Annotated in this window: 20 protein-coding genes; 10 read left to right on the top strand and 10 right to left on the bottom strand. The window is 48.2% G+C overall.

Annotation, left to right across the window (positions count from 1 at the left end; translation table 11 throughout):
- Positions 1–135 precede the first annotated feature (135 nt).
- On the top strand, positions 136–1,008 hold the full coding sequence (locus IC230_RS24150; protein ID WP_191041629.1) for an AraC family transcriptional regulator: 873 nt from the start codon (positions 136–138) through the stop codon (positions 1,006–1,008).
- Positions 1,009–1,093: 85 nt separating this feature from the next.
- Here the strand turns inward: IC230_RS24150 and IC230_RS24145 are convergent, their stop codons facing one another.
- Positions 1,094–1,981: an alpha/beta fold hydrolase gene (locus tag IC230_RS24145; RefSeq protein ID WP_191041628.1), complete on the bottom strand. Its 888-nt coding sequence runs from the start codon at positions 1,979–1,981 to the stop codon at positions 1,094–1,096.
- 325 nt (positions 1,982–2,306) lie between these two features.
- Positions 2,307–3,692 (bottom strand): DNA repair protein RadA, encoded by a 1,386-nt coding sequence (gene radA / locus IC230_RS24140; protein ID WP_191041627.1) that lies wholly within the window; start codon positions 3,690–3,692, stop codon positions 2,307–2,309.
- A 231-nt stretch (positions 3,693–3,923) separates the two neighbouring features.
- On the opposite strand from radA, the gene IC230_RS24135 reads away from it, so the two are divergent.
- The gene (locus IC230_RS24135; protein WP_191041626.1) at positions 3,924–4,598 is read left to right on the top strand and encodes a porin family protein; all 675 of its coding nucleotides are present in this window, start codon (positions 3,924–3,926) and stop codon (positions 4,596–4,598) included.
- Between the two features lie 147 nt (positions 4,599–4,745).
- Here IC230_RS24135 and IC230_RS24130 read toward each other — a convergent pair whose 3' ends face one another.
- On the bottom strand, positions 4,746–5,165 hold the full coding sequence (locus tag IC230_RS24130; protein ID WP_191041625.1) for a LytR/AlgR family response regulator transcription factor: 420 nt from the start codon (positions 5,163–5,165) through the stop codon (positions 4,746–4,748).
- Between the two features lie 244 nt (positions 5,166–5,409).
- Positions 5,410–5,841: a LytR/AlgR family response regulator transcription factor gene (locus IC230_RS24125; protein WP_191041624.1), complete on the bottom strand. Its 432-nt coding sequence runs from the start codon at positions 5,839–5,841 to the stop codon at positions 5,410–5,412.
- Between the two features lie 369 nt (positions 5,842–6,210).
- Between IC230_RS24125 and pheS the strand changes: the two genes are divergently transcribed.
- The 4 genes from pheS (at position 6,211) to IC230_RS24105 (ending at position 10,396) form a co-directional block, all read left to right on the top strand.
- Positions 6,211–7,257, top strand: a complete 1,047-nt coding sequence (gene pheS / locus IC230_RS24120; protein ID WP_191041623.1) for a phenylalanine--tRNA ligase subunit alpha — start codon at positions 6,211–6,213, stop codon at positions 7,255–7,257.
- A gap of 139 nt (positions 7,258–7,396) precedes the next feature.
- Complete coding sequence (locus tag IC230_RS24115; protein WP_191041622.1) at positions 7,397–8,596, top strand: exodeoxyribonuclease VII large subunit; 1,200 nt, start codon at positions 7,397–7,399, stop codon at positions 8,594–8,596.
- Positions 8,597–8,651: 55 nt separating this feature from the next.
- Positions 8,652–8,840, top strand: a complete 189-nt coding sequence (gene xseB, locus IC230_RS24110) for an exodeoxyribonuclease VII small subunit (protein ID WP_191041621.1) — start codon at positions 8,652–8,654, stop codon at positions 8,838–8,840.
- Between the two features lie 257 nt (positions 8,841–9,097).
- A complete protein-coding gene (locus tag IC230_RS24105) occupies positions 9,098–10,396 on the top strand; it encodes a DUF937 domain-containing protein (protein WP_191041620.1) in 1,299 nt (432 codons plus the stop codon).
- Between the two features lie 69 nt (positions 10,397–10,465).
- On the opposite strand, the gene IC230_RS24100 is transcribed toward IC230_RS24105, so the two are convergent.
- The gene (locus IC230_RS24100; protein ID WP_191041619.1) at positions 10,466–11,023 is read right to left on the bottom strand and encodes a DUF4136 domain-containing protein; all 558 of its coding nucleotides are present in this window, start codon (positions 11,021–11,023) and stop codon (positions 10,466–10,468) included.
- A gap of 157 nt (positions 11,024–11,180) precedes the next feature.
- Here IC230_RS24100 and IC230_RS24095 point away from each other — a divergent pair, with 157 nt between their 5' ends.
- Positions 11,181–12,269: an SDR family NAD(P)-dependent oxidoreductase gene (locus IC230_RS24095; RefSeq protein ID WP_191041618.1), complete on the top strand. Its 1,089-nt coding sequence runs from the start codon at positions 11,181–11,183 to the stop codon at positions 12,267–12,269.
- 13 nt (positions 12,270–12,282) lie between these two features.
- The gene (locus tag IC230_RS24090) at positions 12,283–13,233 is read left to right on the top strand and encodes a tryptophan-rich sensory protein (RefSeq protein WP_191041617.1); all 951 of its coding nucleotides are present in this window, start codon (positions 12,283–12,285) and stop codon (positions 13,231–13,233) included.
- A gap of 324 nt (positions 13,234–13,557) precedes the next feature.
- On the opposite strand, the gene IC230_RS24085 is transcribed toward IC230_RS24090, so the two are convergent.
- The 5 genes from IC230_RS24085 to IC230_RS24065 all read right to left on the bottom strand — a co-directional run bounded on the left by IC230_RS24085 (position 13,558) and on the right by IC230_RS24065 (position 22,008).
- Entirely contained in the window at positions 13,558–14,979 is a 1,422-nt protein-coding gene (locus IC230_RS24085; protein ID WP_191041616.1) for a glycoside hydrolase family 30 protein, read from the bottom strand.
- A 107-nt stretch (positions 14,980–15,086) separates the two neighbouring features.
- Positions 15,087–16,547: a RagB/SusD family nutrient uptake outer membrane protein gene (locus tag IC230_RS24080; protein ID WP_191041615.1), complete on the bottom strand. Its 1,461-nt coding sequence runs from the start codon at positions 16,545–16,547 to the stop codon at positions 15,087–15,089.
- 10 nt (positions 16,548–16,557) lie between these two features.
- Positions 16,558–19,986: a TonB-dependent receptor gene (locus IC230_RS24075; protein ID WP_191041614.1), complete on the bottom strand. Its 3,429-nt coding sequence runs from the start codon at positions 19,984–19,986 to the stop codon at positions 16,558–16,560.
- Positions 19,987–20,193: 207 nt separating this feature from the next.
- On the bottom strand, positions 20,194–21,318 hold the full coding sequence (locus IC230_RS24070; RefSeq protein WP_191041613.1) for a FecR family protein: 1,125 nt from the start codon (positions 21,316–21,318) through the stop codon (positions 20,194–20,196).
- A gap of 99 nt (positions 21,319–21,417) precedes the next feature.
- Complete coding sequence (locus IC230_RS24065; protein WP_191041612.1) at positions 21,418–22,008, bottom strand: RNA polymerase sigma factor; 591 nt, start codon at positions 22,006–22,008, stop codon at positions 21,418–21,420.
- Positions 22,009–22,248: 240 nt separating this feature from the next.
- Between IC230_RS24065 and clpB the strand changes: the two genes are divergently transcribed.
- Both clpB and IC230_RS34845 read left to right on the top strand, forming a co-directional pair.
- Positions 22,249–24,870 carry an ATP-dependent chaperone ClpB gene (gene clpB / locus IC230_RS24060; protein ID WP_191041611.1) on the top strand — a complete coding sequence of 874 codons (2,622 nt, stop codon included), beginning with the start codon at positions 22,249–22,251 and terminating at the stop codon, positions 24,868–24,870.
- Between the two features lie 311 nt (positions 24,871–25,181).
- On the top strand, positions 25,182–25,379 hold the full coding sequence (locus IC230_RS34845) for a PIN domain-containing protein (protein WP_191041610.1): 198 nt from the start codon (positions 25,182–25,184) through the stop codon (positions 25,377–25,379).
- Positions 25,380–25,486 lie beyond the last annotated feature (107 nt).

Genomic DNA, 25,486 nt, shown 5'->3' with positions numbered 1-25,486 from the left:
GCTCAATTAATAATCCCACAAATTTATTTGCTAATTCTCTGTTATACTCGCCATTTTTTAGCTAATATTGACTTTATTTTCACACCTAATTCGCAATTATTCAATTTTTCCCGTTAAAATAATAGAGTTAATCTGATGAAAAACGCGCTTCGTAAAGACCTTGAACCGGTTGGATCTTCTTTTACGGTGAAGGAACTCGTTGAGCCGCACTTTGATCCAAACTGGCATTTTCATCCACATTATCAATTATTTCTGGTAAAAGAGGGCACGGGTACACGCTTTATTGGCGACTCAATTAAGCCGTTTGCGCCCGGCGACCTGGTCTTTTTAGGGCCAAATCTCCCCCATCTCTGGCGTAGCGATCAGGCTTATTTCGATAAGCAATCGAGCCTGACGACCAAGGGTGTTGTTGTTTATTTCGCGGAGGATTTTCTGGGGAACGATTTTTTGGGAAAGCAGGAAATGGCTCCTTTACGTAATTTATTCAACCACGCCCGGCAAGGATTGGAATGGACAGGCTACACACGAAACCGTACGGAAACAGCCCTGCGAAATCTGGCTCGTCAGTCGGCTGGCTTCGAACGGGTGATTAGTCTGCTAACCCTCCTAAACGATCTTTCACATGCTACGGACTACCGATATCTGACCAGTCCAGGCTATACGAACACGGTTAAGCCCAACGAGACCGACCGGATGCAATTGGTCCATGATTACGTACTCGGCCATTTTCCGGATGATCTGAGCTTGGACACCATAGCCGATCTGGCGGGAATGACTCCCCCTGCGTTCTGCCGTTATTTTAAAACGCGGGCCAACAAAACGTTCTCTGAATTCGTGTCTGAAGTACGTATCGGTCATGCCTGTAAGCTGCTAATTGGCGGAAAGCTGAACATTACCCAGATCAGTTTCGAGAGTGGTTTCCGTACGTTATCGAACTTTAACCGGCAGTTCAAGGAGATTACCGGCCAAACTCCATCGGGTTATGTAAAGACCTATCGGCAATTATGATGTTTTGATACGTACCAGCGCCGATTAATCAACAAAAAAGGGAACGTAGATTACGTTCCCTTTTTTGTTGATTAATCGGATATGACTAGTAGATAATCGTACTTTCTGGTTGCTCACGAACCGATACGCCTTCTTTTACAAACGAGATCAGATCTTCGTTCAGCCGATCTTTCGACGTAACGAACAGGCCATGCGGCTCGCCTTCATACACAATGTATTGCGCACTTGGCAACGCATTCGCGGTTAATTCACCCGACGATTCAATGGGTACTGTTTTATCGGAATCACCGTGGATAATCAGAGTCGGAACCTGAATCTGCGTCAGATCATCGCGAAAATCAGTCGTTGCAAACGAATTGGCACATTCGAGCGTCGCTTTATAAGAGGCTACGTAGGCCCGGGCAAAATCGCCGTCGAGATGTGCCTGGCTAACTGGATTGTTAAGCAAGCTTACGCCATAGAATTGTTTACCGAACGTCTGTAGAAAATCAGCCCGGTCTTTCAGAAGATTTTCTGTAATCTCATCGAACACGCTCTGATCAACACCATCGGGGTTATCTTCTGTTTTAAGCAAATAAGGCGTTACAGCACTAACAAAGGCCACTTTAGCGACGCGTGCACCACCATGCCGGCTCATGTAGCGGGCGACTTCACCACCGCCCATCGAGAAACCAACCAGCGTCACATTCTGTAGATCGAGGTCGTCCAGTACAGCCTTCAAATCATCAGCTAATGTATCGTAATCATATCCGTCCCAGGGTTGACTCGATTTTCCAAAGCCCCGCCGATCATAAGCCACAACGCGCAGACCATGACTAGGCAGTTCGGCTAGTTGATAATCCCACATCTGACTGCTCAGTGGCCAGCCATGAATCAAGACAACAGTCGACGTAGCATTGGCAGGATGTAAATCCTGATAAAAGAGTTTGATGTCATTACCGGACGCATCCGTACCTGATTTAATGTAGCTCATAACGTGTTTAACTTGTTTTGTTGAGTAATTAATTTACTGAATAAACTAACTATAGCTACGTAAAATGGTTTTGATCGGATTTTCTCCGTGTGATTTTTCAGGGCTAAATTTATTCTGTGGATGGAATAAATAATCCTTTACGATTAATTAATTCGCCTGTTGCGCCGGATCAACTGCCTAAGTCTGAATGTCATTTCCACTTCACGAAGCCCACCACTTTTTCACCGTTTTGAAATTAGTCGGGGTCTTAAGGAGTATTGAAAAACCGGTGGGCCCTACGAGTTTTGATAACTTTTAGGCATTATCAAAACTCGTAGTAACTAATTTACATCAACACGCCCTGGAATACTTCATCTAATCGGGAAACCGGTTTGATGCTAATTCTATAGCCCTTTGTATCCAGCCCCTTCATGTTGTATTTGGAAATAAACATTTGCTTAAAACCTAACTTTTCGGCTTCAGCAATACGTGATTCAATCCGGCTTACTGCCCGAACCTCGCCACCCAGTCCAACTTCGGCCGCAAATGCTACTGAGGGCGGAATCGCAATGTCCTCATAACTCGATACAATAGCCGCACATACAGCCAGATCAATAGCCGGGTCTTCAACTCGCAAGCCGCCCGCAATATTCAGAAACACGTCCTGTTGTCCCAGTCGGAAACCGCCCCGTTTTTCGAGAACAGCCAGCAACATATTTAGTCGTTTGGCATCGAAGCCCGTGCTGCTACGTTGTGGTGTACCATAATTAGCCACACTAACCAAAGCCTGGGTTTCGATCATGAGCGGCCGATTGCCTTCAAGCATCGAGCCGATAGTTACGCCACTCAGTGCTTCGTCGCGCTGCGAAATCAGAATTTCGGAGGGATTTGTCACTTGCCGAAGTCCAGTGCCGAGCATTTCGTAAATGCCTAATTCGTCGGTGCTTCCGAAACGGTTTTTAGTGGTCCGTAAAATCCGGTACGTCGTGTGGCGGTCACCTTCAAACGTCAGCACCGTATCAACCATGTGTTCCAGTACTTTCGGACCAGCCAGCGAACCTTCTTTCGTAATATGACCGATCATAAATACAGGCACTCCGCTTTCTTTAGCGTACTTCATGAACTCCGCCGTGCATTCGCGTACCTGCGAAACACTCCCTGCGCCTGACTCAACCAACGACGATTGCATCGTCTGGATCGAGTCGATAATGAGTATCTCCGGTTCAAAATGTTCAACGACCCGAAAGATATTCTGCGTAGACGTTTCGGTCATTACGTGGCAATCGCTGGTTGGAGCATCGAGTCGTTCAGCGCGCATCTTGATTTGTTGCTCACTTTCTTCACCCGATACGTAGAGCACACGCATCCCAGCCAGACTCAACGCAATCTGTAGCAACAGCGTTGATTTACCGATACCGGGTTCTCCACCGATCAAGACCAGCGATCCGGGTACAATGCCTCCTCCCAATACGCGATTTAATTCAGCGTCAGTTGTTGTAACGCGGGGATGCTCTTCGTAGTTGATAGCGTGAATAGCTTTTGGCTTTGCAGCAATCTTTAAGCTACCTGGTCCTGAGGACGGGCTACGCCAACCACCTTTTTCAGGTTCCTCCTTCTGAACAAGCTCTTCGACCAACGTATTCCACTCCCCGCACGATGGACAGCGACCCAGCCATTTGGCCGACTGGAAGCCACAACTCTGACAGAAATAGGTAGTCTTAATTTTAGCCATTCAGGAAAATAATAGATAAGGCTCAATGGATCAGATGAAATGAAATCAACTAACCCATTAAACCACTAGAGGTTTAGACAATCAAAGCCACATGAAGCGCTTCACTAATCTATTTTTCACTACACATTACTCCATTACTAAAACGCCATTCGCTCGAAATAAGTTGGCGTTCTGTACCGGAGTTACTCGATTTTCGTTTTACTGACAACAGAATTTTTTATGCAACCAACTATGAAAAAAAACCTGCTTTTCGTCGCACTTACGTTATTACCCGCTCTGACTTTCGCCCAGAGTGGTTTTCAGATTGGCATCAAGGGTGGCGTCAATCTTTCCAAACTCACATTTGGCGACTTTGTCAAAACAAGCACGAACCCCAATGGGTCGCCATCGGTTGGCGTTGACGGACAAACATTTCGGGATAACCTGCGTGACAGCTTCGATAGTAAAACGGGGACGTCGTTTGGTATTTACGCTCGTTTTGGGCGTAACCTGTTTATCCAGCCTGAGCTTCTTTACTCCACTCGGGCCGGATCGTTTGGGATTATTCGTAACGGTCAAACAGAGTCGGTAACGGTCAAAACAACCAGTTTTGATGTACCCTTACTGTTGGGAATCAAGGGCGGCCCCATACGTGTAGTTGCTGGCCCTGTTATTTCGTTACGTGTCGACGATAATCAACGGCTTGGCCAAGCCCTAAGTCAATATACGAGTGGTACACTTAATGATGCCTGGTCGAAAGCTTATTATGGTTATCAGGTTGGTGGCGGATTGGATCTTGGTCCGTTGGGGCTCGATGTGCGTTACCAGGGTAATGTTTCCGACATAGCTCAGATCAGCGATAACACGGGCAAATTCAGTCAGAATATGAAGTCTTGGCAGATCACGCTGGCATACAAAATATTCTAGCTCAACCAATTTCCAAAGAATACAAAACAACCAAGCCGTCGGATTCTACATAACTGGTAGAATCCGACGGCTTGGTTATGTCGGTTTGTTCACGAACGATTTGTTGTTTGATACTGATAACGGTGACCAGTATACTCTGGCTGTCGATTAATTATATAATCGCTGCCAGTATTGAGCAAGTTGATGAGAAATGGCCTTCATCCGCCGACGGGATATACTTACTTCTCGTCCATCAGCCAACCGCACCTGATGCTCTTTGCTGAAGATACTCCGCTGTACATAAGCCAGGTTGACAATATAAGATTTGTGAATGCGCGGAAATATGGAGTCATCCAGCGTTTTTTCAAATTCTTTGAGCGTTTTTGACACCAAGTACCGTTTGCGATCGCGGGTGTATAAAAAGGTATAATTCCCTTCCCCCTGAAGACACAGAATATCATCCACAGAAATAAAAATCGTACGGTTCAGATATGGTAAAGCAATGCGCTGAGCATTACGCTGGTAGGACTCCGGAAAGTGAGGGACAATAGAAACTGGCTGCGCAGATGAAAAGATGGTGGCTTCCATGATAGAGAATAGTTTTGGGTTCGTCTCTGATTGATGAAACAAAACTACCTTATGGCCACTTCTTCAGAAAAAACGGCCTGATCAACCAGAGATAAACCTTAAAGTCAACTCCTTTATAATCAGGTCGTTATAAGCAAAATTATCGAATTATTCGGGTGAATGTACTCACCCTATTGCGTAAAACTACGTAGTGAGCAACTATGTAGATTCGCTGTTTTTTCGGGGGAAATTTCACTAACCAAGCTTAAATCAGAGCCAGAGGCTGAAAATCCCGAATACGATCTACGAACACCTGTGCCCGTCGACGGGATATTTTCACTTGCTGGCCATCTGTTAATTCCAGTTCTCCTTCCTTTTTTATAAAAAATTTGCGAACGAACCCCAGGTTGACAATGCACGATTTATGAACCCGAACAAAAGCCTGATTATCAAGTAAAATCTCGTATTCTTTCAAAGTCCGGGATACCAACATTTTAGTACCGTCCTTGAGAAAGAATTTGGTATAATTTCCAGCGCCTTCCAGTTTGACAATTTCATCGATAGAAACCGTGCGTTTGCGATCATAGAAGGGAATAAGAAGTTTTTGTAGACAGGAAGAATCGGCAATTTTTTCCACACTATTGTGGAACGGAATGGACATTGTGTCAAAAATAGAGTCGTTAGCGAATGCGTTCATAGTCACTAGGGTTGATGATCGATTATGATTTTTTTTAGACTGATAGACAGATAATTACTATACAGATTCACTTACCAGAGGTTGCCATATCACTGTATTTTATCTTAAAGTGATGTGCAAGAATCAGACCTACTTCTTAAACATGAATTTATAATCAATATTTTACTCATAACTACTTATTTTTCACTGCACTTTTACCGCTTAATCAACAAATGAATCAATTAACCTAATTCATTATAAGTCTATTTCTTCTTCGAATTAGAGACAATGTAGACGATGCTCCTACTATACTTGTCACATACAGACCACAGCTCTCTCCTGAGTTTTTACGTACCTTTGCTGTAGCAAACAGCTGAAAAACGATAGCGCATGCTAGATAGAGTAAAAGACCTCCACCAGGAGATTGAACACTACGTAATCAACTCGCCCGAGCAACTGGAACAATTCCGCATGCGGTTCATAAGCCGCAAGGGTGTAATAACCGAACTTTTCGAAGGCCTCAAACATGTTCCACAGGCCGACCGACGTGCTGTTGGTCAGGAGTTGAATGGCTTGAAAAATTTCGCTCAGGAACGGTTTGAATCCTTTAGTCAGCTTGTCGATGAGCAGCAGGCGGCCTCAAAGAGTGTTGCCCCTGTCGACTTAACGCTACCCTCTATCCCGAACCTGACCGGAACGCAACATCCGCTAACGCTGGTTCGGCAACGGATCATTCAGATTTTTGAGCGGATTGGTTTCAACGTTGCTGATGGTCCTGAAATCGAATCGGACTGGTACAATTTCGGAGCGCTGAACTTTCCCGACAATCACCCTGCGCGTGACATGCAGGATACGTTTTTCGTTGAGAAAGCCAGCGCCGACACGGACGTTTCGTCAGATATGCTGCTACGGACACATACGTCGAACGTGCAGATTCGGCTGATGGAACGGCAGAAACCGCCCATCCGATCTATCATGCCGGGACGGGTTTATCGGAATGAAACCATTTCGGCACGTGCTCACTGTATGTTCCACCAGGTTGAGGGCATCTACATCGACCGGAACGTAGGCTTTAAAGATCTGAAAGATACGCTCTATCATTTCGTAAAAGAGATGTTCGAGCCAGGTACGCTCATTCGCTTCCGCCCCTCTTATTTTCCATTTACGGAACCGAGTGCAGAGATTGACATTTCGTGTCAGATTTGTGGCGGTAAGGGCTGCAACATCTGCAAGCATTCCGGTTGGGTCGAAATTGCCGGTTCGGGAATGGTCGATCCTCAGGTAATTGCCAACTGCGGGATTGATCCGGAAGAATACACTGGCTTTGCTTTCGGGATGGGTATTGAACGGATTACACAACTAAAATACGTCGTAAACGATTTACGCCTGTACACCGAAAACGACGTTCGTTTCCTGCGTCAGTTTGAAGGACTTTAATTAGAGGAAAGGGAGGAGTGGGAGTAAGGGGAAGAAAGGATAAAGCATTCATCTTTTCCTCCCTTTCCTCCCTTTCTTCCCTTTCTTCCCTTTCTTCCCTTTCTTCCCTTTCTTCCCTTTCTTCCCTTTCCTCCCATTTATGTCTCCCATTCGCCTTTCTGATTTAGCGTTTACCCTTGAAGCCGTTATTGACGAAGCATTCGGGCAGAAAGCCGTGTGGGTGGTGGCCGAAACAAGCGATATTAAAAATTATCCTGATCGGGGCTATTGTTTCTTAACGCTGGTTGAACGCGAATCGGGTAAGGAAACGGTCGCCAAACTGGATGCTTGTATCTGGCGTCGGAATTACCATACCATCAATGAGTTTCAACAGGAAACGGGTGTGGCTTTTGCCCGAAATATTCAGTTGTTATTGCTCGTATCGGTCGGGTTCAGTCCAGTATATGGGTTACGGTTAGAAATTCTCAAAATTGACCCCTCCTATACATTAGGCAATCTTGAACGCGAACGACAGGCTGTACTGGATTCGCTGGTTACGAATCGCCCTGACTTAGTCTGGCGCGAAGCCGATCAATACATTACCGCCAATCAACTGCTACCCCGCCCCACCGTTATGCAGCGTCTGGCGCTCATTACGGCCCCCAATTCAGATGGCTGGCGCGACTTTCGACACGAATTGGCGCAAAACCCGTTCGGCTATGATTTTGTGGTCGATGAGTTTCTCACGCAGGTACAGGGCCAGGGAGCCGAACGAGCCATTTGCGGTCGACTGGATCAAATTCGGACCAGTGGTGTAGCGTATGATGCCGTTGTCATTGTGCGCGGTGGAGGTTCACAGTTAGATTTTGGCTCGTTCGATACGTACCTGATGGGCGAAACCGTCGCCGGATTTAACATTCCGATCCTGGCCGGAATTGGCCACGAACGTAACGTCAGCATTACCGACCTGCTGTGTCATCAGAGTGTAAAAACGCCGACGAAAGCAGCGGCTTTTCTGATTGAGCACAATCGTCAGTTTGAAGAGAGTTGCCTTCTGTTACGTGACCGCTTACGAGTTGTCGCCCACGAGGCTTTGCTATCTGCCCGCGAACAGCTCGACCGTGAAACCGAACGACTGCGTTTTGTTTCGCAGAATTTTCTCCGTGATCGCCACACTGATCTTACAGAAAAAGCTGTTACTCTTCGTCATCTCGACCCGTCTAATGTGCTTCGACGTGGTTATGCACTTCTATTACGTAACGGTCGGATTCTAACGCAAACGACGGATGTGAAATCCGGTGAAATATTACAGGTGCAGATGCGGGATGGAATGATCACTACTAAAGTTGTAGAATTATAAAGTTGCAGAGGGCCGGTATATATAAACTTCACAGCTCTATAACTTACACACAGAAATGACTTATCAGGACGCTTACAATCAACTGACTACGTTGGTTGAGGAAATTGAGAATGAACAGATTCCGCTCGATGAACTGCCAGCCAAGATTCGTCTGGCCAGCGAGTTGATTACCTTCTGTCAGGAACGGCTTCGAGCTGTTGAGACGGAGTATCAGGAAGTTATCGAACGGCTGCCCAAGCGATAATTTCGGGAATTTTATTAGTCGGCTTTATAAAACCTTTGCCAAACCTTCCCTATTTTTATCCCCAGAGTGGATGCTCCCGGAGTGGATGCTCCCAGGGTAGATGTTTCGAAGTAGAGGCTACCGAGGTGAATTCCTCCCACTACTGCCATCGTCGATACTCATGGAGTGTAGACTGTTGAGGTGCTTTGATGCCCGTTTTAGGTTGTGATGTACGTAATAGCACCCATTTATCCTCGTTGATTGAGTTCGTTCACTATATGAATTTGTTTGCCAATTTATCTGAAGTATTCAATTCGGACGTTATAGCACGTATCGCTACGTATATTGACGAGCCCACCGAAAAAACCAATAAAGCTGTTAACGGGCTTGTCTATACCATCGTAGGCGGTCTGATGAAACGAACAACCAGTGAGATTGGGGTTAATCAGCTCTATAATCACGTTCAGAAAGGCCGTTACGACGGTTCGCTCATCGATAATCTGAATGCTACGTTGCGTGATCCGGCTCAGACAAACACCTTAATCACGCATGGTAACGACGTTATCAGTCATTTGCTGCCTGCTATGAAAAGCTCGATCGGCACCATGATTTCGAGCTATGCCAATATTCGGAATTCGTCGGCTATTTCGCTGCTTGGCCTGACCACAACGATCGTACTGCATGTTTTGGGTAAGCAGGTAAAAGACCGGAAACTGGACGCCGACGGATTGGCGGCCCTGCTGTTTTCCGAACGTGACGCGCTGGTCAATGCCGTTCCGGAAGAATTCCTCCCCCGATTGATCGATAAAGTTGGCCTTCAGCAGATTGTAACGGGGGCAGCCGTTCCGGCCCGGCGTGCTACTGCTGAGACCTCAGGAAAAACGGTAACCACAGCTACTCGTCCGTCTGCGAGCTACGAATACGTCGATGACTCAGATAACGACAATGGTGCGCTCACGAAATGGGGATTTGGCGCATTAGTCGTTGTTGCACTCGCGGCTGGCGGGTATTACATCTACCAGAATACGCAGAAATATTCGGGGGAAAGCATTAGTGACGTAACGACAATTACCAGCGATACCGTTCAGGCCGATACGGTCACGCGGTCGTTAGCTGTTCCTGCCGACCCTAAAGCGCCAAAGTCACTCTCCGTTGCCAGCCCGGCTTCGGCAACAGTGGCTAGTGGCCTGGCTCAACTGTTAACACCCTATCTGACCAACCCAGCGCTGCCTAAAGGCCGGGTTTTCCCGCTGCCTGGCGTTGCCTTTATGCCTGGTTCACTTTCCCTGACACCTGGTTCTCAGGCCGCTCTCGGCGAATTAACTACGTTATTAAAGACGTATCCGCAACTTCAGATACAGCTAGTAGGCTACGCCAATGATGCCATGCTGGGTACAACCAACCGGGCGCTGTCATTCAAACGAGTCAATCTGATTAAACAGCAATTGTTAAACGCGGGTGTCAATTACCTTCGGGTAGATGCTATTGGTCGGGGCACCGGGGTAAGTCTACGCGATACGTCCCGAATCAGGAAACCAGCCCTTCGTAAAATCGACATGAAAGTGGTTGCGAAGTAAAGCGAATCAACCATATACGTTCCATGCTCATCAACAAGCGCCTTCCCGAATCTGGGAAGGCGCTTCTGTTTAGGAACGGCTTCCCGGAAATTTAGCGAATAGCTGATGAACACCTTCCTGAATCTGATCAGGCGTTACGTTCCCTTTGCGCAAAACGCTTGACACAACGGCATCCCAAAGCAGATTATTCCGCTGTGCATCAACAATGTGAATATTTACGGCCCCTTCCTGATACGTACCAACCGGCACTTCCTGACTCTGCCAGTGATACCGTCGCTGGCCAATGTAACGCGGTGCTTCGTAAATCGTTGTTTCGCGAGTCTGCGTTTTTTCACGGACGATTCCGCCAATATTGATCAGTAAATCAGCCGAAGTACCAATCTGATTACTAGCAATTTGCTGATACCCGCGATTGGTTAATTCAGTTGCCACTGCTCGCTTGACCTGTTCGATAGACGCCTGATACGTATCTCTGGGTGTTGGATCGATGCGGTTTGTATCGATGAATGTAAAGGTTCTATAAGATGCCCAGTCCGTCGTTTTATCGGTCCGGTTCGTGGTAACCTTATACGATGAACAGCCGACACTTGCCCCGATAAGTCCTATAAATAGCCATAGTGTTTTCATGGTCTTTGTGCATTGGTTTTATCAATTCTACAGGCAATTAGCCAGTACGGCATAGCTGATTTTTTGTTGTTCAACAGGAAAGCCTGACTGTAGATAATCAAAACAACTTTAGTCGGAGGTGGTTCAATATCTTTAGTTACTAACGATTTAAAAAGTTATGAACACCGAAACAGGAAAAACCGCTCTGATTACCGGTGCCTCTAGTGGCATCGGCCAGGAACTTGCCAAATTGTTCGCACAGGATGGCTATAATTTAGTACTAGTAGCCCGTAGCGACGATAAACTTGACCGTCTGGGTGAAGTATTTAAAAGTAATTATGGCACTCAGCAGGTGACTGTCATTGGTAAAGACCTATCGACAGAGGATGCCGCTCAGGATGTCTATAATCAGGTAAAAGCGAAAGGAATCACAGTTGACGTGCTGGTGAACGATGCAGGCGTCGGATTATATGGCCTGTTTGCAACCGATACCGACTGGGAACGTGAGAAGGCTATGATTCACCTCAACGTACTGACGCTAACGCAAATGACCAAGCTGTTTTTATACGATATGCTGTCGCGTAACGAAGGTAAAATCCTGAATCTGGCGTCGTTGCTCTCCATTGCCCCATCGCCATTAATGGCTGTTTATGCGGGAACGAAAGCTTATGTCTATAACTTCACCCAGTCGCTGATCAATGAGTTAAAAGACACCAACGTAACGATTACAGCCCTGCTGCCGAACGCTACGGATACGGACTTCTTTAACAAAGCGGGTGCTGAAAATACGAAAGTCACCGACGAAGTACAGGACCCTGTTATGGTTGCGCAAGCAGGTTATGACGCCCTGATGGCCGGTAAGCATAAAATTGTTCCAGGTGGTTTTAAAAATAAATCCTACGAAATTCTTTCATACGTAGCCCCGCAGGAAGCGGTAGCGTCTATGATGCGGAACAAAATGGAGCAGAAGCCAGACCCGGTTGCCGAGAAAGACGATTCGTCTATAGCCTGGGAGATTGGCATCGGTATAGCTGTAGTAGCTGGTATCGCACTGGGACTTGCCTACGCGAAGTCAGATGCAATCGACCGGGCAAAGTATCGGTACAAAGCCAAATCATTAGCGGATACCCTCTCCGATACACTATCATCAGTAGCCGACAACGTAGTCAGTTCGGTTCTCGATACGTATAAGACAACCAAGGCGAAAGCCAGGGAACTGACAAACCGAGCTGAGGAAGAAGTAGAGGAAGTCGAAGCCATCGCCTAATACGTAGCATCTCATGAAAAATTCATCATTCTGGCGTATTGCCACTGCGGTTTTTGCCGTTGGCAGTATCATCTACACATCGGTATCCAGCGCTCAATCCCGAAAAGAAAGTAGGGATCGTCACGAAGCTGACCAGTCTGGTTCGGAATATGAGTATGACGTACCAGTTGAATACGAAGAGGTGTTCGAGAAAAATCAGATTGTTCCGGCAGGATGGGCATTCGGCACGGTTTGGTCAACGATTTATTCAGGTTTGGGCGCTCTGCTGATCCATCAGGCTCTTCCATCCCAGGAACATAATCCACGGTATCAGAACGCACAACCCTGGTGGTGGGCTAGTTGGGTCTGTAATGCTATTTTCGGACGATTCTTTTCTCAGAATGATCCACAAAGCATCGTCATTTCCGACATAGTAACCAAGATCAATCTGCCCATTGCCATAGGATTGCACCAGAGTCTGGAAATCGGCAAGACGGATGTGCCAGCTCCCGAAAAATACCTGCGTATTCCGGTAAGCCTTTACGCAGGCTGGCTTACAGCAGCTACCGTAGTGGGGACTCCAAATACATTGCTAACTCTTGGCGCATGGACTCCCGAAGAAGAGAACGATGAGCCTATATCAGCGGGAATTCTGGTAGCTACAGCGGGAGCCGGTTATTTTATCGCCCGTCGCCTGAACGATCCCTGGTACATGCTACCATTCGTAGCTGGTTTCGGTGGCATTGCGACCCGTCAATGGGAAAAAGAGCCCATTGTTGGCAGGACAGCCGCAGCATTAGCCATAGCTTACGCAGGCTTATTAGCTTATTGGCTTCCTCAAGGTAAATTTCACGAGTATGACCACTACGTAGTAAATGAGGTTGAGGCTGAAGTTTTAGCTGGCTCAGTCGAGATCGACGAACCGCATCAGGCAGGAATTGCCCGTGAACGCATGAAACCCATTGAAGCAGAAGGCTTGGATTAAGCCGTTTTAGATAACGATAAAAGCCACTTTGTGAAAGCAGGGTGGCTTTTATCGTTACTAATGCCGTAGGCATGTTCTTCGAATAGAACTAATTGGACCCGACAATATCAGAGCTCCGGTAGGAGCGACCTAAAATCTAGGTCGCTCCTACCGGAGCTTCGCTTAATAGGAATGTCCCGTAGTTATTAACAGGTCGCCCTTACAGGGCTAGCTTTTATATCTCGCACATCATACAACTACTGCCACGCGTGCATACTTTGAGGTCATATTTTATGGTATACGAAGCGTTTCATAGTCAGAACACCTATGCAACCAATCCAACTTTTACCATACGTAGGTACCAACGGAGCCAGCTGGGAGTGACGTATTAATCAGCTTGCCTTTTTCGCGGATGTTAAAGGCCTGTGTGGTTTCTTTGGTATTCAATACAATCACAACTTTGCGGCCGTCTGGTGTTTTGAATGCTACGTTAGGCAGCGTTTCCGACATATTGGACTGAATACGAACGGAACCGGGACGAACAAACTTCGAAGCTACCGCTACGTTATAGTACGCTGGATTTCGGGTAATTGTGTTCCCATCCACCGTAATTGCGCCCAGACATTCGGTGCATCCGCCGGGTGTGTGTGGCTGTTGTTTAGGGTCGGCAGCTAGATTCCATTCCAGTACGGTTCGACTCCAGTTCCGCGTGGCGCCGATGATCAGCGTTTTTACGTGCCAGGCCAAATCGCCTTTCAGATTACCGGGAGCGCCGATCCATTGTTCAGTGAAGTACAGATTCTTGTCGGGATGCGCGTTGTGTACCTCCGTCAGCGCCGTAATCGGGCCAGCATACAGGTGAAACGCCGAACCGTCAACGTACTTTTTCGCTTCGGGGTCGTTCAGGATCGAAATCGGGTAGTCAGGATGATCGGCGTTGTGATCGTACAGGAAAATTTTGGTGTCGATATTCGCTTTCTGGAAAGCGGGGCCGAGACTTTTCTTAATAAATGTAGCCTGATCCTGCGCCAACATCAACAGACTAGGATTGTTGCCCGGATGTAGCGGCTCGTTCTGAATGGTAATTGCATCGATTTGGATACCTTCCGCTTTCATCCCCTGAATGTACTTGATGAAATATTGAGCATACGTATCGTAGAATTCTGGTTTTAAGCTCCCTCCTTTTGAATTGTTGTTCGTCTTCATCCAGGTGGGCGGTGACCAGGGCGATCCCAAAATTTTGATGTTCGGATTGATTGCCAGTATCTCTTTCAGTATCGGAAGCAGGTGCTCTTTATCGGGGGCCAGCGAAAATTTCTCCAGATTGGCATCCGTCTGGCCTTCCGGTAGGTCATCATACGAGAAAACATGATCATCCAGGTCCGATGCACCGATGCTGATACGCAGGTAACTTACGCCAATGCCGTTGCCGTCCGTTGAAAAAAGCTCTTTTAGCAAAGCCGCCCGGGTTTTCGCATCCATCCGATTGATAAGCATAGCGCTACCACCCGTCAGTGTATAGCCGAACCCGTCAATGGATTGAAACGTCTGAGACTCGTCAACATCAATGGTCGGATTCTGATTGGTTGTCGCGCTAAAGGGTAGCGTACCTGGTTGCTTGACAAATAAAGCCGACCGGTCGGGATTGGTCAGCCAAAACTCAGCACCAGTCGAAGTCGTATGATTGAGCGAATTTCGTTGACAACCTGTACCAAGTAAAGCCAGGAAAGCTAACGCAACGGCTTTCTGTTTTAGTAAATTGTGCATGAATGGAAGTGTAGGGTTAGATTACATCTTAATTAACCACAGAGGTACAAAGAACACAAAGTGATTGATCTATCTCTGTGCTCTTCGTACCTCTGTGGTTAGCTGAATTAATATCCAGGATTTTGCTGAATCAACGCGTTGTTGTTGATCTCGCTTTGCGGAATCGGGAAAAGCAGATAATTCGCATCCCGTGAACCACGAATCTGCTGAATAATGTCCAGCGCCGTCACCTTATGCGTAGCGCCGGCGTCAGCTTGTGTATGCCGGGCGTAACGTAGCAAATCAAACCACCGTTCTCCCTCGAACGCCAGTTCCAGCCGACGCTGACGATCCACTTCATCACGGAACGTCTGTTTTGTCAACGTAGCAAGCGTAAGAGCCGGTAAGCCCGCCCGTGTACGTATCGAATTCAACTGGGTAAGTGCCTGCTGGTTCGGGCCGTTCTGCTCGTTTGACGCTTCGGCGTACATCAGCATGACGTCAGCAAGCCGCAATACATAATAATTGTCAGGGCTGTTGAACGCGTTCGGGTTACTCCGCCACTTATACACAAACGGTCCGTTGTCATTCGCATTGGCCGAACGTCCCATCACGAAACTGGCGTGATTGCGCCCCGCAGATGTTACTTCACCCGTAAACTTCCAGCGCAGATCGTTCAGTGTATCGGCATACTGAATCAGTTCCGTCGTTGGAATATTAAACTTCGGAAACGAGTACGTAGCGGGCGGTGACGGAAGCAGCAAGTCGGGTAGAAGAAACCCACCATCGGCATTGCCGGCAAACTGAACTTCAACAATCGACTCGGCATTGTTGTCGGGCGGAAACAGGGCATTGAAGCTCAGCGACAGTTGATACAAACCGCTCGTGATCACTTTATTGGCCGCGGTAGCCGCATCTGCCCATTGGCTTTGAGTCAGATAAACCCGCGCCTGTAAGGCATTAGCCGCTGTTTTGATGATCCGTGTCCGGTTGGCCGTCTGACCACCGAGAGTCGTGGCCGTCAATTGTTCTGCCTGTTGCAGGTCCGTTGCAATTTGCGCATACACCTGCTCAGCCGTTGATTTTGCCAGTGCTACGACGCCCGGATCACCCGATTCGGTTGGCTCGAGACGTAGCGGCACCCCCCCATACATCCGCACCAGGTTGAAATAATGCAATGCCCGCAGGAAACGCGCTTCACCAAGAATCTGATTCCGGCGCGTTTCATCCATCTGGATGCCCGAAACGTATTTCAGTACGGCATTGGCCCGGTTGATGCCAATGTAAGCATTCTGGAACGTATTGTTCATCTGGCTGGTCAAAGGCGTCCAGATCAGGCGTTCCAGCGCATTGACATCGCCGTTGCTGCTCGTTACGTTGTCAGATGGCATTTCGCCTACTACGTTCAGGTCCTGACCGTATACGCCCGTTTGTTGCAGCGCATCGTAAGCGGCTGTCAGACCGGCTTCGGCATCGTCGGCACTTTTAAAGAAGTTTTCGGGGGTAATGCTTGGTAACGGTTGTTTATCCAGCACATTACAACTCGCCAAAAACAGGAAAGGAATGCAAAATATGATAAGACGTTTCATAAATCTTCAATTAAAAAGTGACACTTAGACCAGCCGTATACGTACGCGCCTGCGGATAAACGCCGTAGTCCCGACCAAAGCCAACCGATGAGAACGGATCGGCACTGACTTCAGGATCGTAGCCACTATAGTTGGTAAACGTGAGTAAATTCTGGCCGGTCACATACACCCGAACGCCATTGATTTTCGCCTTATTGACGAGCTTGCCGGGGAGATTGTAGGCAACGGTCAGGTTTTTCAGACGAACGTACGTACCATCTTCCACGAACCGGGTCGAGAACCGGTTATTCTGATTGGGGTCGTAACGAACCGCACGAGGCATAGTGTTACTGGTGTTCGTTGGCGTCCAGCGGTTTAGCACAGCCGTCGTCTGGTTAAGCGGATCAGACATCCCTTCAATCGTTACGCGGTTCTGGTTATAGATGTCGTTTCCGAAACTTCCCTGGAAGAACAGACTCAGCTCAAAACCTTTGTACGAGAAATTATTGGTGAACCCAGCAATGAAGTTCGGATTCGGATTACCAATGACAGTCCGGTCGCTGGCGTCAATTCGTCCGTCGCCATTCAAATCAGAAAAGCGAATATCGCCGGGCCTGGGCTGACCCGGTTGCGTAGCGGCACCCGTAATTTCGTCTGTTGTCTGGAAGATTCCCTGTACGACGTAACCATAGAATGCACCCAGTGGAGCACCTTTCTGCGTGATCGTATAATCGCCAATGATGGTTCGGTCAACTTCCTGTCCCTGATCATTACGTAGTGTACCAATGTCGATAACTTCGTTCCGGTTCAGCGAAAAGTTCAGGTTACTCGACCACGTAAAGCCATTGCTTTCACTCTGAATGTTGGCACTGTTGATACCAATTTCAAACCCTTTATTCTGAACCGTACCGATGTTCTGTATCGTTTGGGGCGACTGAGCACCGGCATTGTAAGGCAGCGGCACGCTGGTCAGTAGATTCTTGGTTTGCTTCAGATAGGCATCAACGTTAACCGTCAAACGGTCTTTGAAGAAACCAGCGTCAACGCCAGCATTGTACTGATACGTTGTTTCCCAGCTCAGCAGATTATTCCCGATCCGGTCCGGAGCAATCCCTCCCGACACACCACTAGCATTTGCGTAGTTATAGCCGGAACTATACGTACTGAAACGATCGTACGCGCCGATTTCCTGGTTACCATTGGCTCCGAAACTAGCCCGAACTTTCAGGTCATTAACTGCGGAATTTTGTGGGAAAAACGGCTCCCGCGACACGCGCCATCCCAACGATACAGCCGGAAAATAGCCGAAGCGATTGTTCGATGAAAACCGGCTCGACCCATCGGCCCGCAAACTCAACGTAGCCAGATAGCGTTCGTCGTAGTTATAAATCGCCCTAGCAAACAGGCTAAACAATCCCCACTGATCCTGGTAGCTCGATGGACGCGTAAACTGCGTACCAGCTGATAAATACGGTACAGCGTTCGATGGAAAACCAGTTACCGAAGCGCCCGACGTAAACCGATCGGAAACCTGCGTCGATTGACCGGCCAGTAGCGTTAGGTTATGTTTGTCGCCGATATTTGGATCATACGTCACGGTATTTTCCCATAACCAGATCAGTTGCTGGTTGGTACCCGTCCGAGCACTACCGCGCGTGGCCGAGCTGGCGTTCTGCAGGCCTGGATAATCGCGGGAAACAAACTCGTTTTCAATCTGCGACCGGAAATCAAGACCGAATGAGCTTTTAAACGTCAGATTTTTTAAAATGTCCAGCTCACCGTAAGCGTTGCCAATCACCTGATAGATAACGGCGTTGTTACGCGTTTCCAGCAGGTTACCAACCGGATTATCGAATTGCTGGAACGGGTTGATGCTATACGTACCGTTGGCGTTCCGAATCGGAATGATTGGAATTTGCGCGAGTGCACCCAATACCGTACCAGAGTTACCAGCACCCAATTCACTCCGTACACTACCATTGGTGTTGGTGCGGCTCAGGTTCAGGCTCGTTCCCAACCGGAAACGGGTGCTCATCTGCTGATCCAGGTTTAGCTTGAAATTATATCGGTCGAAACCCGAGTTCAGGGCAATACCATCTTGTTTGAAATACCCGCCCGACACGTAGTATTTGGTCTTATCCGTCCCTCCGCTCAGACTGATTTGGTAATTGCGGATAGCGGCCTGCCGATACACAGCATCCTGCCAATCCGTATTGTAGGGCAACGAATCCAGATTGGTGAAGGACGGCGACTGACCGGCCGCACGCTGCGCGTCATTATAATACTGAGCAAACTGCCGCGAGTTCAGCAACGGAATTTTCTTGCGTAGCTGCTGAATACCGTAATAAGCGTTGAAACTGACTTGAGCTTTACCGCTTTTGCCGCGCTTGGTTGTAATGACCACAACGCCGTTGGAAGCCCGTAAGCCATAAATAGCGGCAGCTGCACCATCTTTCAGTACGTCGATTGACTGAATATCGCTGGGATTCAACGTATTGAGTGGATTGGGGCGCTGGTTACCAACGCTCAGTTCGCGATCGTAAGTTGGCAGAACGGGTACGCCATCGATCACGTACAAAGGTGAGTTACTCAGGCTTACCGAGTTGTTTCCCCGAATCCTGACGTTGATACCGGCACCCGGCGCGCCCGTAGGCGATGTCACCTGAATACCCGGTGCCTGTCCCTGAAGCGCCTGATCGAAGCCAGCAACGGGCTGACGTTCAAGCGATTTGCTGCTAACCGATGTAACGGCGGTAGTCAGCTCCTGCCGACGTTGCGTACCGTAACCCACAACGACAACTTCAGATAATGACTGGACATCCGTAGCCAGCGTTACGTTCAGCGTCGTTTGATTATTGACAACCACCTCTTTACTTTGAAAACCCACAAAACTGAATACCAGCGTTGCGTTGTTATCGCTGACGTTCAGTGTGAAATTTCCGTTCACATCGGTAACGGTTCCTGTTGTGGTGCCTTTGATGACCACACTTACACCGGGCAGCCCTTCGCCCGCATCACTGGTTACTTTTCCGGATACGGTAAGAGCGGCCCGTTCGACGTTTGGGCTTTGTGTACCAGAAGAAGAAGTCGCAGTAGTTGTCGCGCGCTTCAGAATGATCTGCTGGCTCGACACTTCATACGTGATTTGAAGCGGTTTGAGCAGATTATCGAGTACGGCGGAAAGTGGCTGATTGTGCATGGAAAAACTTACCCGGCGGTCGGCCCGGATCAGTTCAGCGCTATACAGGAAGCGTACCTGGGCATTTTTTTCGATCTGTTCCAGCACCTGTTCAACGGTCTGGTTCGTGCACGTTAGATCAATTCGTCGGTCGAGTAATGCCTGACCTCTGCCATCGTGGGCGAACGAAACCCCCACAAACAGAATGGCCAGCGTTAACTGTAGTAGACTAATTTGCATGATTTTTAGGCCTTGCTCACGCAACTGTCGTTTGTTTTTCATAATTTTTGACACTTAATGTTAATTCTTCGGGAATTGGCAAAAAGACTCCGGTAGCCTCGCAGGAGGCCGATGTTTGGCGACATCGAACGGAACCTATGAGTCGTCGGTGTTGGCGCACCGGCGGCTTTTTATTTAGCGATGAACGGGTCGTTTTATATCATGCAGGCTGGGGTTTGGTTCGTGATTGATACGTAGCGATGCCAGAACTCACTGGCATCCTTTTCCGGTGATAATGATTTGTCCATCAACCTCCTCGTAGCTCGATTCGGTACCAGCGCAAATCCAATCCAGTTTCTTATAGAGCGATTCGTCGTCCAGGCGGGCAGTCAGCGTACAGTGCGCCATTAGGTTTTCATCAAAGATGATACGCACTCCGTAGGTTCGCTCCAGTGAGGCAAATACCTCACGGATAGGAGTTTGTTTGAAAACAAAGGACGTAGTGAGTTTCTGGGGACCATCGACCCGTTGAGGTTCTGCAACCAGCGAGCGGATCAGGCGCTTATTAGCGCGAATCAGCATAGCCTGCTGATTCGGCGTCAGAATCATACCACCCAGCTCCCGGCTGGCTTTCTGCGTAGTGGCTTGCTTATCCGTTTGGGCAAACACCGAGACTTTTCCCGTCCGCACCGTCACCAAAACGTCTTTGTCCTGATCGTAGGCTTTCACGAAAAAGCTTGTTCCTAACACTTTCGTAACCAGCTCATTGGCGTAGACCAGAAACGGCTGTTTGGGATTTTTCTGTACCTGAAAGAAAGCCTGTCCGGTCAGGTAAACTTCCCGACTGGCCGCAGCAAATTGTTTCGGATAGCTAACGCGACTGTTTTTGTACAGCATCACCGTCGAGCCATCCGGTAACGTAACAGATTTGGGTGAATTGCTTGTGTTTCCAACTTCGAGCAACGGCTGATTGGCGCTTTCTACTAAGTGCGCATAAACCGTTGGAACAACACTGGATTCGCCGGACTGCAATCGGCTCTGATAAATCCATCCGAAGCCAAGCAGCAACGCTATCGAAGCAGCCAGATAATACCAGGTCGGATTGAAGCGCCGAATGATTGGCAGCGGTATTTCGGGTGTTTCCTCCTTTTCCTGAGCCTGCCGTACAATCTGCGCGACTTTCTGATCGATATAGTCGACCGAGAGTGGTTGGAGATTGCCACGGATATCCAGCAGTTGCTGTCGTGCCTGAGTTACAGTCGTTTCTTTTTCGGGATGTTCCAGCAACCACTGCTTCCAGAATTCATCGTCTTTGGGCAACGCACTAAATACCCACCGGCGAAAAGCCGCATCGTCCAGAAAATCGTTTACCTCGAAGAATTGATAATCTTTCATTGAAAAAGGCAGTTAGTGGCCTCTCTACAATGGATTATCCCGTTTCGAAATCTTTATACTTAATTTTTTTGAGAAAAATTTTCGCGCGGGACGTAACGCTCACATAAACAGTGAGTAATAGATCAACAACAGATACGTCCAGTGATCGCGCAGGCGTTTGAGCGAATTTTGAAGCAGGTTAGCCACCGACTGCGAATTGATGCCCATCGTTTGAGCAATCTGCTCATACGTCAGATTTTCGTAGTAACGCAGATAGAGCGCTTCCTGCTGGCGTTTGGAGAGGTCGGCAACGCGGGATGTCAGTTGCTGCCGGGTAAGTTGCCAGTTTTCTTCATCAATAATCCGACTTTCGGCACTATCACCCTCGCTCAGGTCGAGCCAGTCATGCATCGTCTCGCTGATAGGCAGGTGTTTGTGATGAGTTTTAAAGAGATGATGGCGTAGCGTTTTCAGCAAATAAAACTTGACAAACAACGTATCACTCAACTGATTTCGGTGTTCCCAGAGCTTCAGAAAAATGTCCTGGATGGAATCTTCAATGAGTGTTTTGTCCCTGGTGAACTTAGTTGCGTAGTTAAAGAGCGTCTGGTAATATTTCTTGGCCAGCTGGCCCAGTGCTACCGTATCACCTTCCCGAAACTGCCGCCATAGCTGGTGATCGTCGGTTACAGAAGAAGGAAAAACAGACATGAATAGAAGATAGCTGATCGGTCACTATAGAAACGTACGTACCTGGGAACAATTTTACGCTCAGAAAGCTTCCTTAGCGATTAACATTTTTCGTTGTGACCAATGATTTTAATGTACCGACATTCTGTCTTGAAAAAGAGCAAAAGCAGAGAAAAAGCCGCCAAAATGACCGGAAAAACACCTCGGCCCGCGATTTGTTTATAGGTAGTCATACAGTATTTAACCCATTCCTGAACTGTCATGGACTTTAAGAATTACACCATCAAAGCACAGGAGGTCGTTCAGAAGGCGTCGGAGATTGCCCTCGGAAACGGCCAGCAAGCCATTGAAACAGGTCACCTGCTCCAGGCGATTCTGTCGGAAGACGAAAACGTAGTTGGTTTCATTGCCAAGAAGATCGGAATCAATTTACAGAACACGAATGCCGCCTTACAAGCCATCCTTACTACCTATCCGAAGGTTTCGGGCGGTAATGGAAGTGTCTATTTGACGAATGACACAGCCGCAGCCTTAGCCAAGGCCAGCAGCTTAACCAAAGAATTCGGCGACGAATTTGTAAGCGTCGAGTTAATGCTGCTGGGACTCATGGGGGGCAAAGACCAAATTGCAACGTTATTAAAAGACGCCGGTTTCAACGAGAAACAAGTGAAAGCGGCCATCAACGAACTTAGAAAAGGAAACTCGGTGAAAGACCAAAACGCAGAAGCTAAATATCAATCCCTGGAGCGGTTCAGCGTCAACCTGAACGAACGGGCACGTACCGGCAAAATCGATCCGGTGATTGGCCGCGATGAGGAAATCCGGCGGGTGCTGCAAATTCTGAGCCGCCGTACCAAAAATAACCCGATTTTGCTCGGTGAGCCGGGCGTTGGTAAAACCGCCATTGTGGAAGGGCTCGCCCAACGGATCGTATCGGGCGACGTACCGGAAAACCTGAAAAGTAAAACCATCGTCTCGCTCGACATGGGTCTGCTGATTGCGGGCGCCAAGTATAAAGGCGAGTTCGAGGAACGTTTGAAAGCCGTTATCAAAGAAGTAACGGACTCCAACGGCGAAATCGTCCTGTTTATCGACGAGATTCACACGCTGATTGGCGCAGGTGCCGGTGGCGAAGGCGCCATGGATGCCGCTAACCTGCTAAAACCAGCTCTGTCGCGTGGTGAGCTGCACACAATTGGTGCCACTACGTTGAAGGAGTATCAGAAATATATTGAGAAAGATAAAGCGCTAGAACGCCGGTTCCAGGCCGTGATGGTCGATGAGCCTGACATGGCCGATGCCATTTCGATTCTGCGCGGTATCAAAGAGAAATACGAATTGCACCACGGTGTACGGATCAAAGACGACGCGGTTATTGCCGCCGTTGAACTCTCGACCCGTTACATTACCGATCGATTCCTGCCCGATAAAGCCATCGACCTGATGGACGAAGCGGCTGCGAAATTACGTCTGGAAATGGATTCGGTCCCTGAAGAACTCGACGAACTGAACCGACGTATCATGCAGCTAGAGATTGAACGGGAAGCTATCCGTCGCGAAAACGACAGGGAAAAGGAGACGTTTCTGAACAAGCAGATTGAAGACCTTAGCGAACAACGTAACAGTCTAAAAGCCAAGTGGGAAACCGAAAAAGCATCGGTCAACGAAGGGCGTACACTGAAAGAAGAACTTGACAAATTACGTCTGGAAGCTGAACAGGCTGAACGTAGTGGCGACTATGGTAAAGTAGCGGAGATTCGTTACGGTCGCATTCCTGAAATCGAAACAAAGCTGAATTCCTTAGTGCAGGAAGGTTCGGACAAAGATTCGTCGGACCGGATGATGCAGGAAGAAGTTACGGCTGAGGATATTGCTGAAGTAGTGGCAAAATGGACGGGCATTCCCGTCTCGAAAATGCTGCAAAGTGACCGCGAGAAACTGCTCAATCTGGAGAAAGAATTAGGCAAACGCGTAGCGGGACAAGCCGAAGCCATCGAAGTAGTAGCCGACGCTGTACGTCGGAGCCGGGCCGGTATGCAGGACCCAAAACGCCCCATCGGTTCGTTTATCTTCCTCGGTACTACGGGCGTTGGTAAAACCGAAGTGGCCCGGACGCTGGCTGAATACCTGTTCAATGACGAAAACGCGCTGGTACGAATCGACATGTCGGAGTATCAGGAACGTCACGCCGTCAGCCGGTTAATTGGTGCTCCTCCGGGATATGTTGGGTACGACGAAGGTGGTCAGTTGACCGAAGCCGTACGTCGGAAACCGTATTCGGTCGTGTTGCTTGACGAGATCGAAAAAGCGCACCCTGACGTCTGGAACATTTTGCTGCAAGTGCTCGACGAAGGGCGTTTGACCGACAACAAAGGTCGTGTAGCGAACTTCAAGAACACAATCATCATCATGACGTCGAACATCGGTAGTCATCTGATTCAGGAGAAATTTGCCGAAGACGAAGGCTGGAACCACTCGCTGGTGCTGGAAGAAGCCAAGTCGGCCGTGATGGAGTTGTTACGTCAAACGATACGTCCTGAGTTCCTGAACCGGATTGACGAAATCGTGATGTTCGAACCGCTAACCCAGGCCAACATCCGCAAGATTGTGGACATTCAGTTTCGTCAAATCAGGCAACGTCTGGCCGAAAATGGGATTCAACTCGACGCTACCGATGAAGCGCTGACCAAACTTGGCGAAGAAGGGTTCGATCCGATCTTCGGTGCCCGTCCGCTGAAACGCGTCTTGCAACGCCGGGTGCTAAACGAGCTGTCGAAGAGTATTCTGTCGGGTGATGTCAAAAAAGACTCAGTCGTATTGATGGAGTTGAATGACGACGGGGAGATTGCCTTCACGAATCTGGATGCAGAAATTGAAATGTAATTGATAAATAGAGTGCCTAGCCCGGCTGCTGCGAAGTAGCCGGGCTTTTTATTGATCTAGCCTTTACTTAACAAGAGTGTGTGCCATGCCTGCAAATGCTAAGCTTACCAATCTCCAATTGGAGATTCTTCAAACGTTTTCGTACGCGTTGCCAGATGAGCAGTTGGTTGAAATACGTAAACTGTTAGCGCATTATTTCTTGGATAAAGCTGACGCCGAGTGGAAGGGCTTGGAGAAGAAAAAGGCTGGAATGAAGATACTATTGAAGAGTAGGCTAAAGGGCACGAGCCGACAACCTACCGACCTAAACCATGAGGGTCGTAATGGATACCAATGTTTTGTTGGCTGCTCTACACAAAACATCACGTTTTCGGATCATTATTTCAGCGTTGACCACCGGCCGGATTGAATTGCTTATTAGTACAGCAATTTTGTTAGACTATCAGGAAATATTATCTCGTAAGACCAGTGCGATTGTAGCCAACAACATTCTGGAGTTTCTCACATAACTACCCAATGTAATACGCACTGATACACCTTTCACCTGGGGAATTATTGAGGCTGACCCAGATGATAACAAGTTCGTTGATGCAGGGTTAATATCTGGAGCTGATTT

The organism is Spirosoma validum, from assembly GCF_014699035.1.
GTDB classification, from domain to species: Bacteria; Bacteroidota; Bacteroidia; order Cytophagales; family Spirosomataceae; genus Spirosoma; species Spirosoma validum.
This window is presented reverse-complemented; position numbering and strand designations above follow the sequence as displayed.

What these genes read in the sequence shown, in the direction of transcription:
- IC230_RS24150 (WP_191041629.1), top strand. Translation starts at nt 136, where the DNA reads ATGAAAAACGCGCTTCGTAAAGACCTTGAACCGGTTGGATCTTCTTTT.
- IC230_RS24145 (WP_191041628.1), bottom strand. Translation starts at nt 1,981, where the DNA reads ATGAGCTACATTAAATCAGGTACGGATGCGTCCGGTAATGACATCAAA.
- radA (WP_191041627.1), bottom strand. Translation starts at nt 3,692, where the DNA reads ATGGCTAAAATTAAGACTACCTATTTCTGTCAGAGTTGTGGCTTCCAG.
- IC230_RS24135 (WP_191041626.1), top strand. Translation starts at nt 3,924, where the DNA reads ATGAAAAAAAACCTGCTTTTCGTCGCACTTACGTTATTACCCGCTCTG.
- IC230_RS24130 (WP_191041625.1), bottom strand. Translation starts at nt 5,165, where the DNA reads ATGGAAGCCACCATCTTTTCATCTGCGCAGCCAGTTTCTATTGTCCCT.
- IC230_RS24125 (WP_191041624.1), bottom strand. Translation starts at nt 5,841, where the DNA reads ATGAACGCATTCGCTAACGACTCTATTTTTGACACAATGTCCATTCCG.
- pheS (WP_191041623.1), top strand. Translation starts at nt 6,211, where the DNA reads ATGCTAGATAGAGTAAAAGACCTCCACCAGGAGATTGAACACTACGTA.
- IC230_RS24115 (WP_191041622.1), top strand. Translation starts at nt 7,397, where the DNA reads ATGTCTCCCATTCGCCTTTCTGATTTAGCGTTTACCCTTGAAGCCGTT.
- xseB (WP_191041621.1), top strand. Translation starts at nt 8,652, where the DNA reads ATGACTTATCAGGACGCTTACAATCAACTGACTACGTTGGTTGAGGAA.
- IC230_RS24105 (WP_191041620.1), top strand. Translation starts at nt 9,098, where the DNA reads ATGAATTTGTTTGCCAATTTATCTGAAGTATTCAATTCGGACGTTATA.
- IC230_RS24100 (WP_191041619.1), bottom strand. Translation starts at nt 11,023, where the DNA reads ATGAAAACACTATGGCTATTTATAGGACTTATCGGGGCAAGTGTCGGC.
- IC230_RS24095 (WP_191041618.1), top strand. Translation starts at nt 11,181, where the DNA reads ATGAACACCGAAACAGGAAAAACCGCTCTGATTACCGGTGCCTCTAGT.
- IC230_RS24090 (WP_191041617.1), top strand. Translation starts at nt 12,283, where the DNA reads ATGAAAAATTCATCATTCTGGCGTATTGCCACTGCGGTTTTTGCCGTT.
- IC230_RS24085 (WP_191041616.1), bottom strand. Translation starts at nt 14,979, where the DNA reads ATGCACAATTTACTAAAACAGAAAGCCGTTGCGTTAGCTTTCCTGGCT.
- IC230_RS24080 (WP_191041615.1), bottom strand. Translation starts at nt 16,547, where the DNA reads ATGAAACGTCTTATCATATTTTGCATTCCTTTCCTGTTTTTGGCGAGT.
- IC230_RS24075 (WP_191041614.1), bottom strand. Translation starts at nt 19,986, where the DNA reads ATGAAAAACAAACGACAGTTGCGTGAGCAAGGCCTAAAAATCATGCAA.
- IC230_RS24070 (WP_191041613.1), bottom strand. Translation starts at nt 21,318, where the DNA reads ATGAAAGATTATCAATTCTTCGAGGTAAACGATTTTCTGGACGATGCG.
- IC230_RS24065 (WP_191041612.1), bottom strand. Translation starts at nt 22,008, where the DNA reads ATGTCTGTTTTTCCTTCTTCTGTAACCGACGATCACCAGCTATGGCGG.
- clpB (WP_191041611.1), top strand. Translation starts at nt 22,249, where the DNA reads ATGGACTTTAAGAATTACACCATCAAAGCACAGGAGGTCGTTCAGAAG.
- IC230_RS34845 (WP_191041610.1), top strand. Translation starts at nt 25,182, where the DNA reads ATGAGGGTCGTAATGGATACCAATGTTTTGTTGGCTGCTCTACACAAA.